The organism is Streptomyces sp. WM6372 (assembly GCF_001279655.1).
Taxonomy (GTDB): domain Bacteria; phylum Actinomycetota; class Actinomycetes; order Streptomycetales; family Streptomycetaceae; genus Streptomyces.
On record NZ_LGDB01000217.1, the window covers coordinates 88,862 to 99,476 of the forward strand.

Annotated in this window: 6 protein-coding genes; 1 reads left to right on the top strand and 5 read right to left on the bottom strand. The window is 75.8% G+C overall.

Annotated features, from left to right (window positions below):
* Window positions 1-16: 16 nt before the first annotated feature.
* The 5 genes from ADK52_RS43155 to ADK52_RS30850 form a co-directional block, all read right to left on the bottom strand.
* Window positions 17-139 (bottom strand): ALQxL family class IV lanthipeptide, encoded by a 123-nt coding sequence (locus ADK52_RS43155; protein WP_199828576.1) that lies wholly within the window; start codon window positions 137-139, stop codon window positions 17-19.
* Window positions 139-1,983: an alpha/beta fold hydrolase gene (locus ADK52_RS30835; protein WP_159046071.1), complete on the bottom strand. Its 1,845-nt coding sequence runs from the start codon at window positions 1,981-1,983 to the stop codon at window positions 139-141. The genes ADK52_RS43155 and ADK52_RS30835 overlap by 1 nt, the downstream gene beginning before the upstream one ends.
* Window positions 1,980-4,880, bottom strand: a complete 2,901-nt coding sequence (gene lanL / locus ADK52_RS30840; protein WP_159046072.1) for a class IV lanthionine synthetase LanL — start codon at window positions 4,878-4,880, stop codon at window positions 1,980-1,982. The genes ADK52_RS30835 and lanL overlap by 4 nt, the downstream gene beginning before the upstream one ends.
* Before the next feature lie 396 nt (window positions 4,881-5,276).
* Window positions 5,277-8,339, bottom strand: coding sequence for a helix-turn-helix transcriptional regulator (locus ADK52_RS30845; RefSeq protein ID WP_078988731.1), 3,063 nt, complete (start codon window positions 8,337-8,339; stop codon window positions 5,277-5,279).
* Window positions 8,340-8,583: 244 nt separating this feature from the next.
* Window positions 8,584-9,912, bottom strand: coding sequence for a helix-turn-helix transcriptional regulator (locus ADK52_RS30850; protein ID WP_053693147.1), 1,329 nt, complete (start codon window positions 9,910-9,912; stop codon window positions 8,584-8,586).
* Between the two features lie 153 nt (window positions 9,913-10,065).
* Here ADK52_RS30850 and ADK52_RS30855 point away from each other — a divergent pair, with 153 nt between their 5' ends.
* Window positions 10,066-10,329 carry a hypothetical protein gene (locus ADK52_RS30855; RefSeq protein WP_053693148.1) on the top strand — a complete coding sequence of 88 codons (264 nt, stop codon included), beginning with the start codon at window positions 10,066-10,068 and terminating at the stop codon, window positions 10,327-10,329.
* Window positions 10,330-10,615 lie beyond the last annotated feature (286 nt).

A 10,615-nucleotide genomic window follows, 5' to 3' on the forward strand; every position in this document is an offset into this window, starting at 1 on the left:
CTTGAGCGGTCCGTCCTCACGCCGTGGTGGTGTCCTCGGTTCCGGTTCCCATCCCTGAAACGCAGCAGGTGCGGCGGCAGGGGGTGGCCTGCTCCTCTTCGGCGGGCAGTTGCTGCAGGGCGTCGAGGTCGAGCTCCATCAGTGATCACCTCCCTTCGTGTCCGGTGGTGCCGATACGGACCCGGGCGGGGCGGGGTGGCCCTGCCCGGTGAGGAACCGCACGACCGATGCGACGACCGGATCGGCGGTTCCGGCCCCGAGCGCGGCGTGGCCGCGGTCGGGAAGCTCCAGGTAGTGGAAGTCGGTGCCGGGGCGACGGCCGAGGGACGTCAGCCGTGCCGCCAGCGCCCGTGAGTGGCCGACCGGTACCGAGTCGTCCAGGGCGCCGTGGACGAGCAGCAGCGGCGCCGCCAGGGCGGGGGCCAGACGCTCCACGTCCCGCGGACCGAGCCGGTCCCGTACGGGGGTCAGACCGTCCAGTCGCTCGACCATGGAGCGGACCTGCGCCGAGCCGTCGGCGTGCAGCCGCGGGCCGGACAGGAACGGCGCCACGGCCGCACAGGCCGACCAGCCGTCGGGCTCGGCCGCCGCTGCCAGCAGGGCCAGGAAGGCGCCGTAGCTGACCCCGTACAGGGCCGGCCGTGCGCGTCCCGCACCGCGCTCGCGGGTCAGGAAGCGTCCGACGGCGGTGACGTCGGCCAGGTCGGGACCGCCCCACCTGCCGCTGATGGCCAGCGTGTGGGCGGCGCCGTAGCCGGTGCTACCGCGCTGGTTCGGCGCGACCACCGCCAGGCCGGCCGCCGCCAGCGCTTGCAGGAACGGATCGAAGCCCAGGGTCCAGCGGCTGTTGGGGCCGCCGTGCAGGGCCAGCACGACCTGCCGGGCGGTGCGCCAGTCGGGCCCGTACAGCACGGCCTCGACGGGGCCGCCCGCGCCGGGAAAGGTCTCCACGCGGGCCGGCTGGTGGTCGGGCCGGGCCGGTGCGGGAAGTTCGAGGGCGGTGCCGGCGGGCGGCACCCAGCCGAGGGTGCGCGGCCGGCCCGGGTCGGAGTGCGGCAGCCACAGCCCGTGCCCGGTCCACGCCGCGAACGGCAGCAGGTCCCCCGGCGGCATGCCGATCTGACGGGCGGTGCCCGAGACCGGGTCGAGAACGGTGAGGAACGACCTGGCCCCCGACGTGGTGAGCAGGGCCAGCCGGTCGCCGTCCGGGTCCAGGGCGAGCGGGTGGACCGAGCCGGGGAGACCGGTGTCGCCGTGGACCGCGCGCAGGGGCGCGTCACCGTCCAGGTCCGCCAGCGCGAGCCGGTTGCCCTCGGGGGTGAGCCGGGCGAGCAGGACCCGTCCGGCGGCCGCCGCCAGTACGTGGGCCGGCCCGCTTTGCGCCGTCAGGTCCCGGAGCCCGCCGTCGCGAAGGTCGAGCACGACCGGCCGCGGTTCGTCGTCGAGCAGTCGGGTGAACAGGACCCGGTGGCCGAGCACGGTCCCGCCCAGCAGCGTGCCGGCCACGCGGGCCGTCACCTCGAACCGGGGCCGGTCCCCGCGCACCGCGAGGACGAGGGTGTCGCGCGCCGCGCCGCCGCTCACCCCGAGGGCCAGGAGCCCGGCCCCTTCGGGCGCCGGGAGCAGCCGCAGCGGCCGCCCGCCCGGTACGGAGACGGTGTCCCGGTGCCCGTCGGCGGTCAGCCGGGCCAGTGACTGCGCGCCGCCCCGCCCGTACCAGGAGGCCAGCACGCTCGTGCCGTCGAGGGGGAGGAGCTGGGTCCAGGCGGGGTCGCTGCCCAGGTCGGTCCGCAGGTCCGGACGGGGACCGGACGGGCCCAGGCTCCACCCTTCGGCGAAATGGCGCCCGTCGGTGCCGGTGGCCACACACGCCGCCCGCAGGCCGTCTGCGGAGAACCGGAAGCTGGTGCGGACCGTCACCTCGGCATCGGCCGGTGCGACCTGACGGCCGTCCGGCGGCGGGACCGCGGTACGGGCGCTCACGGCCGCACCCGCGTACAGCCGGCCGGCCCGCCCTGGGGGAGCACCGGTCCGTCGGCCATCCACGGCCGCGGACCGCCGTGCCGCAGCCGGAGCAGGAACCCGACGACACCGCTCAGACCGACGTTCCAGTCGGCGGTGACCTCCAACCCGCTCTCGTCCGCGATGAGCAGGCGGCCGTCCCGCACCGCGTGCCGGGCGTACAGCGTGGCAGCCAGCTCCTGCGCCCAGTCCCGGTACGGCCCGCCGACGGCGTCGGCGAGGTCGAGCAGGAACTCGCCGTTGCCGGCCAGACCGTGGCAGGCAACGGTGGGCGAGGTCCACCGCGCGCCGCGGACCGCGACCGCGGCCTCCTCGGCGGCCCCCAGGTGGGCGGGGTCCCGGGTGTCCTGCCAGAGCCGGACGAGGAACGTACCGACACCGGACGCCCCGCTGCACCAGTGGTACAGCATCCCGCTGCCGGGAGCGTCGTCGCGGTCGGTGCGCCAGCGGGCCCCCCACGGGCCCCGTTCCGCCTCGGCTACGAGGGTGTTGCCGGCGTCGACGGCGGCATCCAGGTACTTCCGTTCGCCGGTGGCCCGGGCGGCGGCCAGCAGGGCGTACCCGACACCGGCCACGCCGTGGGCGAAGCCGAGGTGCCGGATGCCCGCGAGGGCCGAGTCGAAGTCCTTGGGGACCGGCCAGTACACCCGGTCGCCGTCGTACTCGGCGGCGGCCAGCAGGCCGTCGGCGGCCTCGGCCGCCCGCCGGCGGAACTCCTCGCGTCCGGTGGCGTGCCACAGGTGGAGCTGGGTGAGCGCGCTGCCCGCGGCGCCGTGGCAGACGTCCGGGTTGGGCCAGCGGACGGGCAGGGCGAGGGCCAGCTCGGCGGCGTGGCCGGCCAGTTCCGGGTCGTCGAGGCGCCGGGCGGCGTCGTGCAGCGCCCAGGCGGTGCCGGCGCGCCCGAAGTAGAGCCCGGGCAACGGCTTCGACACGTTGGTGCGGCGTCGGTCGAGCCAGCCCGCCACCTGCGACAGGGCGGCGCGCAGTGCGTCGCTGCCCCCGCCGGGGCCGGCATGGGTGTCCGCGAGGGTCAGCAGGCCGAGCACGCCGGCGGCGCCGTGCTGCACGTTGCAGGCGTCGGAGCTGCTGCCGAATCCGGTACTGGACCACAGGCGCGGCCCGTCGTCGCCCGGCTCCGGGAGGGTGGCCAGCAGATGGGCCAGACCGTCGTCGACCAGGCGCTGCTGGAGATCGGGGCCGAGCCGGTCGGCGGGGAGGCGCCGGTCGGCGGGGAGGTGCCCGTCGGCGGCGGCGCCGCCGGGTGAACCGGCCGTCCGGAGCCGGTCGTTGTCGGAGCCGGCCTCTGCCACGAGCGCCACGGGGGCGTCGACCACGAGCGCCACGGGGGCGTCGGCGTCGAGTCCGTCCAGGAACTCGCCCAGCCGGGCGAGGGTCCAACGCGCTCCCGGCTCCTCATGGGTCAGGCCGAGCACGGCCGGTGCCAGCAGGCGGGCGGCCCGGTTGCGGACCCCGCTCATCGTGAGCAGCCCGGTGAGCCGCGGCCGGGGGGAGGACGGCTCGGGCCGGCTCTTGGGGAACGCGGGCGCGGTGCCCACGGCCAGGTAGAACAGGACCCCGCCGAGGGAGTAGAGGTCCGACTCCAGGCCGGGCATCGGGCCGAACCGCGGCCCGCGGAGCACCTCGGGCGCGGCGAACCCGTCGGTGAAGCCGCGCGTGGCCCACTGCCCGGGCCGCACCGCCAGCTCCGGGTCGATCAGCCGCAGCCCGCCGTCGGGCCCCACGATGATGTTGTTCGGGGTGAAGTCCCGGTAGACCATCCCCCGGTCCTGGACCAGGGCCAGCAGCGCGGCGAGACGGCGGGCCGTCTCCACCACCCGCGCCGGATCGAGGCCCGCCGTGCGGTCGGTGCGGTCCAGCTCGTCCTGCACCCATTGGGTGAGGGTGCTCCCGGGCAGGGACTCCTGGACGAGGAAGGTGTGGCCGTCCACGTCGAACAGCTCCACGTGCCCGGCGGCGATCCCGTCGAGCTCCGCCAGCACGGCGGACTCGTGCCGCAGCGCGTCGCGGGCGTCCTCGCCGGTCACCCGGGTGCCGACGTGCGCCCGGGCCTGCTTGACCACCACGTCCGCTCCGGTCCGGTGGTCGATCGCCCGGTAGATGCCGCCCCGGGCCGAGTGCCGGATCGCCTCGCGGATCTCGAACCGGTCGGCGAGCAGGACCGGCCCCGGCGTCCTGGGAGCCGACGGGGCCGCGGCCGGGGCCGCGGACGGCTCCGCGGGGAAGGGCGACACGGCCCAGGCCGGCGGGCAGAACCACGGTTTGCGCAGGTCCTCCAGGGTGGTGCCGTCCGGCGCCTGGACCCGCAGCTGGTGGCTGCCGTCGTTGGTCAGCACCGGCACCCCGCCGTACACGCCGTAGCGGTAGTGCACCAGGCTGCCCGGGCGCAGCCGGCGGTCGGAGAGGATGGCCGGGCCGGGCAGTCCGGCGGTGGCCTCGTCCAGGGCGGCGGCGAGCCGGCGCAACTGCTCGTCGTCCGCCGGGTAGCAGGTGACGATCTTGCCGCACTGGGCGCGGTCGTAGCGGTCCGAGGTCATCTCCTCGACCACCGCGATGCTCTTGGCGAACTTGAAGCCGCAGCCGGCCGCGACCAGGACGGTCGCCGCACGGTGCACCACCTCGGGCGCCGACAGCCGGGTCGCGGACAGGTGCAGCTTCCAGCCCTGGATCCGCTCGTCCCGCTCGGGCGGCATCACCCGGCACCAGGCCTCGTCCTCGGTGACCGTCCAGTCGCGGGCACCGTGCTCGGCGAGGACAGCCCGTGCCAGGCCCTGCAGACGGAATCCGTCCGCCGCGCCGGCCATTGCGCGCTTCTCGCCCGACCCTGCGACCTGCTGCACCAGCTGCCTCCCGTCCGTGTGTGTGCCGGCCGGGCCACCGCGGCCGCCGGCCGGCGAGGCATGCCTCGCCCCGGCACGTCGGTGGGTGGGGGCCGTGCTCCCCGGCGTCTGCCGGGCACAGGAAGGACGCTAGTGCGGCGGGTGCGCGCCGCAGATCGTGGATTCCCGCAGAGCGGACCCGTATGGGGCGGGCCGCGGGGGGACTGCGGGAAACCACGACACGTACGTACGGGGCCCGCGGCAACGTCCCTGCGAGGGCCCGAGAAACGGTTCGGCCCCGGGGCGCTCCCGCAGTGCTGCGGAAGGCTCCGGGGCCGGTGAAGACGCGTGCCGCACCGTGTGCGGCAGCCGTGGGACCGCCGCTCCGTGTGCGGCGGTCCCACGGCTGCCGGCGGGTCAGACGGAGTCCAGCGCCCGGGCGAGTCCCCCGCGCCGGGCGATGCCCAACTTGCCGTAGACGCGCGTCAGATGCGTCTCCACGGTACGGACGCTGACGAACAGCCGGGCGGCGATCTTCTGGTTGGTGAGCCCTTCGAGGACCAGGTCCGCGATCTCGCGCTCCCGGGCGGACAGGACGGAGTCCGCCGGGCCGGCGGCCCGCAGGAGGGAGGGCGCGCCGTCCGCGGGGCGTTCCTCCCCGCCACCTCCCGCGCGGCCGTGCCCGCACCCGTCCGGGCCGCCCGAGGACGGGGAGGGCGGGGAGGACGGGGAGGACGGGGAGGACGGGGGGTACGGGGCGGACGGGTCGGACGGGGAGTGCGAGGGGGAGGGTGCGAGCGGGTGCGAGCCGTGCAGCTCCGCAGCCGTGCTGCGCAGCGCGTGTGCGCCGGCCCGCTCGAACTGCTTCTCCGCGGCGCGGACCGCCCGGGCGAACTCCTCGTCGCGCCCCAGGCTCCGGGCGGCGCGTGCCGCGACCAGGTGCGCCAGCCCGGCCTTGACGGGCCACCCCGCCGCCGCCAGTTGGTCGCCCGCCCGGTTCGCGAGCCCCGCGGCCCGCTCGTGCTCGGCGCGGACGGCCGCCAGCCGGGCGCCGGCGAGCTGCGCGACGGCGCCGCAGACCGCGAGCCCGGGCACCGGGACGCGGTTCGCCTGCTCGGCGTGGCGGGCGACCGCCTCGGCGTCCCCCGTCCGGGCCCAGAACTCGGCCGCGAGATCGTGGCCGTGGACGCACATCGGATCGGACCGCTCCCCATCCGGGGACACGAGCAGCCGGACCGCCTCCGCCGGCGGCAGCGGACGCCCCAGGGCCAGCCCGGCCTCGGCCCGTACGTGCCGGACGAAGCCCGCCCACATCCACGTCTCCGGCTCCGGGCAGCCTTCCAGGAGCGCCAGCGCCGGCCCGGCGGCCTCGGGGCCTGCCCCGTACAGGATGGCCCGCAGCCGCAGGCCCGCGGCCGGCGCGAGCATCTCCGTCGTGCCGAGCGACCGGCCCAGCTCCAGTGCGGTGTCCGCCGCCGCCAGGGCCTCCTCCATCGGTCCGGACGCGGTCAGTAACGAGGCACGGACGACGTGCAGTTCCGGCAGCATGTAGCGGTGGTGGTGGGCCTCCGCGAGCGCGAGGGCCTCCTCGACCCGGCGGGCGCACTGGTTCGGCCGCTCCAGCAGGATCTCCGCCCAGCACAGGTCGGGCAGACCGCCGAGGAGCCGCAGCCGCTCGCTCCCGGTGAGGGAGTCGGCGCTGCGCTCGGCCGAGTCGAGCGCGTCGACGGCGCCCGGCACGTCCCCCTGGACGATCAGGCTGAGGCTTCTGAGGGCGTCGGCGGCCGCCGCGAGTTCCGGGCGGTCCGACGGGATGTCGAGGGTGTCGAGCCGGCCCAGACATCGCTCCCACTGACCGTTCATCATCTCGCGTCTGGCCAGGCTGATCTCGGTCTCCACCGAGGTGTCCGGCCCGCCGGACGCGGCCTCCCGCGCGCGGGCCGCCGTGCCTGCCGTACGCGGCCACTGGCGCGGGACCACGCCCGGGTCGGCCGGGGCGTCATCGGAGAGGCCGGTCTCGCGCAGCAGTCGGTACGCGCGTTCGCCCCGGCCGCGCAGCCGCTCGCCCAGTGCGAGGAGGTCCGCCGCTGCCGTCGAGTCCCCACCCGAGGCGGAGAGCAGCGGGCGCAGCACCTCGGCGGCTTCGTCGAGCCGGCCGGTGACCGTGAGGGCACGTCCCAACAGCAGTGCGGCCCGCCGCAGTTGGACACCGTCACCCCGGTCGGCGAGCACCCGCAGCACGGTGCGCAGCCGCCGGATGCTGGTCTCGGGCGCCTGGTGCAGCTCCGCCCAGGCGATGTCGACGAGCCGGGCCAGCTCGTCCCCGGACGCCGTATGGGCCAGGTGCTCGACGTGCGCGGCCCAGGCGCCGGGAGCGGAGCCGCGCCGGTCGAGATGGGCGGCGGCTCGCCGGTGCGCCTCGACGCGCCAGGCGGGGCCCGCCAGACGGTAGCCGACGGAGCCCAGCAGCGGCCTGCCGAACCGGTACCACCCGGCACTGCCCACCACGCAGCCGTGGTCGGCCAGCTCGTCGAGGGCGATGCCGACCTGGCGCTGCGGCAGCACGGCCACCTCCGCGACGAGCGCCGGGTCGAACTCCGCACCGGCGACGGCGGCGGCCTGCAGCACCGCCCGGGCGCCGGCCGGCAGGCTGTCGAACTCGCCGAGCAGGTCGGGGTCCGGGTACCAGCCGTCGAGGAGGCCCACCGGACGGGGGTCCCCCGAGGCCAGCTCGCCCGCCAGCTCGTCGGCCCGGTCGGCCGGGAGGGCGGCCGTCAGGGAGTGGAGGGCGCGCAGCTGGCGGGGGTTGCCGCGGCCCGCCGCGATGAGCCGGCGCTCCCGGGCGGGCGGGGCCCCCGGCACCAGCAGGGCGGCGTCGGCCGGGGCCAGCGGGCCGAGCGCGATCCGCAGCGCGGCGGTGTTCCCGAGCGCCCGCGCCAGCCACGGCGGGCAGCCCCCCGAGCGGTGCGCCAGCACGAGGCCGAGACGCTGGTCGGCCGGCCCGCGCAAGACGTGTTCGAGCAGTCGCAGGGACTCTTCGTCGGCCCACTGGAGGTCGTCCAGGACGAGGAGCACCGGCGCGCGGTCGGCGTTCTCCAACAGGGTGTCCCGCAGCCGGCGGTGCCTGCGGTGGAGCTGGGAGGCCCCCGGGGCCGGCCGGTCGGCGAACTCCTCCAGCAGGTCCAGCGCCGGGGTGTGGTAGAGCGCGTGCATCAGCAGCCCGTACGGCACCTCGGTGTCGGCCGGAGTGGCCACTCCCCGCAGCACCTCGCGACCCGCCGCCGCGGACCGCTCGGCCAGCGCGCCCAGCAGCCGGGTCTTGCCGATGCCGGCCGTGCCCTCGATCACCGCGACCTTGCTCGTCCGGCGCTCTTCCGTCAACAGCAGGGTGAGCTGGTCCAGTTCGGTGTCCCGCCCGATCAGCGGCCCTGCCGTCGTGCCCGCCGCGCCCGCATCCGTCACCGCTCTAAACACCGGCATCTCCCCTGATGTCGCGGGCACGGTGCCGACCGGCCAACAGGACGACCGACACCAGACCTTCACGTCACGCCCGTACGTCCCCCCGAACCGAAGCCGATCATCGCTTCCGTCGCGCTTCCTGTCGAGTGGGGGACCAACGGCGGCCGGGCGGAGCCGCGGGGCCGCCCGGAGCCACGTCCGACGGCCCCTCCGCGCTTCGAGGCGGGCCTGCGCCCCAGGGGTTTCGTGACGGGGCGGTGTTTCGTCACGCGCTGTCGGCGGGCCCGGTTTCCCCGGACCCCGGCCTGCGCCGGGCCCGGTACGCCCGTGCCCGGCAGGCGGCCGAGCAATGCCGTGCCGGTCGGCCCGCTCGGCCCGACACCGGGCGGCGGCCCCCGGCCGCCTGGAGCGGCGCACCGCAGCCGGGGCAGCAGCGGGACGGGCCGTCCGGGCCGGCCGCGGTCGGCTCCGCGGTGGCCGGATCCGTGGCCGTGGTTGTGTCCGTGGTTGTGGCCGGCTCCGGCTCCGGCTCCGGATCCGTGGCCGGAGCGGGCGCCGCCTGTTCCGGCAGCGACCGGGGTGTCTGCGTCAGACCCTGCCGCTCGGCGATCACCCCGGCCTGGAAGCGGCTGTGCGCACCCAGCCCGAGCAGTAACTCCGAGACGTGCCGGCGACAGGTCCGCAGCGAAATGCCCAGACGTCGCGCGATGGAGTCGTCCTTCAGCCCCTTGGCCAGGAGCGTCAGGATGCTCCGCTTGACCGTTTCCGAGATGTCGTGGGCCGCCTGCGGGCCCGTGGCGAACGGCGTCGCGTACTCCCAGTCCCGGTCGAAGACGTCCAGGAGGTAGCCGAGCAGGTCCGGCTCCCGGATCAGCAGCGCCCCGCCGGACCGGGACGGCAGGAAGCCCAGCTCCCCGTCGACGATGATCATCTGTGGGAGCACCTCCGGGAGCGTGCGTACCTCGGCCCCCGCCTCGATCAGCCGCTCCGTGTGGGTCCGTGTCGCCGGGTCGAACCGGGTGGCGTGCTGGTAGAGGCTGCGCATCCGCACACCTCGCTCCAGCAGCGCCAGGTCTCGCGGCAGCGCCTCGCGCAGCGCGGCCTCCGGGAAGGAGCCGCCGTGCTTGGACACGAGGACCTCTTCGCGGCAGTTGTCGATGACTTCCGTCAAGAGCGCCCGCACCGCGAACTGGTCGGCGAGGTGGTCGATCGTGCCCTGCGGGAAGGCGTGCTGCCGTGCCTGCAGATAGACGGGGATGAGGCCGGTGAACGCATCGCGCCGGCGCTGGAGTTCGTCGCGCCGTGCCTGTAACTGTTCCTCGTGCGCGCGCAGCGAGGCCTCCGGTCCGGACAGCAGCCGGGCCCCCGCCGCCTGCGGGCTGACGGCCTGCCAGCCCTCGCCCTCGGCCTGTACCAGGCAGCTGTCGGTGAGCAAGCGGAGCGCGGCGGCGCATTCCTCCTCCGTCAGGCCGGTCTCGGCCGCGGCCCTCGGCAGCGCCGATGTGGCGAGCCCGCCCTGCACGAGCATCCACCGGTACAGCAGGATCGCCGCGTGGTCGACCTCGGGCATGCCCTCGTCCCCGCCCGCCTCCATGTGCTTGCCTCCTAAAAGTGCATGGCACACAGATGATCCCTTACGGGTCTGCCGGTGTCATCCCGCGGCTGGCAGAGTCGGGAGTGCCAGGGGGAACGGCATGACCGGCCGGAGCCCCGCCAGTCACATGCCATACGTCACGGAGGAGTTGTCGTGATCAAGAAGACCGTACGGGGGATGGCGGTGCTGGCCGCCGCGGGCGTGGTGTGGACGGGCGCGGCGAGCGCGACACCGAGCGCGACGGCGGGCACGGCCACGGCCGGTACGGCCGTGGGCGAGGCAGATCGGCATCCGGGCATCCGGCTCGGCGAGATCCACGACCAGGACCAGGACCACGACCACGACCACGACCACGACCACTGCGCCACCACGACCGCGTGGGGCAGCGAAGAATGCCCCCGCAAGCGGCTCAACTGAGACCGCCCGGGTGACCGGGTGCGGGGGCGGCGGATTCCATCCGCCGCCGGTTGGGTGGATGCGGGCCCGAACCCGGTGGAAGGGCAGGACATGACGGAACGGTCTGCGGGGCACTGCCCCGCAGACCGTTCCGATCCGCGAACGGATCGTCACCGCACCAGCTGAACGGGTGTGTCGCCCGTGGTTCAGTGGAAGCTGGTGTTGTGGCACTGGAAGCTGGCGCTGCTGATGAGGAGCAGGCCGCCTTCCTCCTCGGCGATTTCCAGCTGCTGGAGGTTGAGGATGG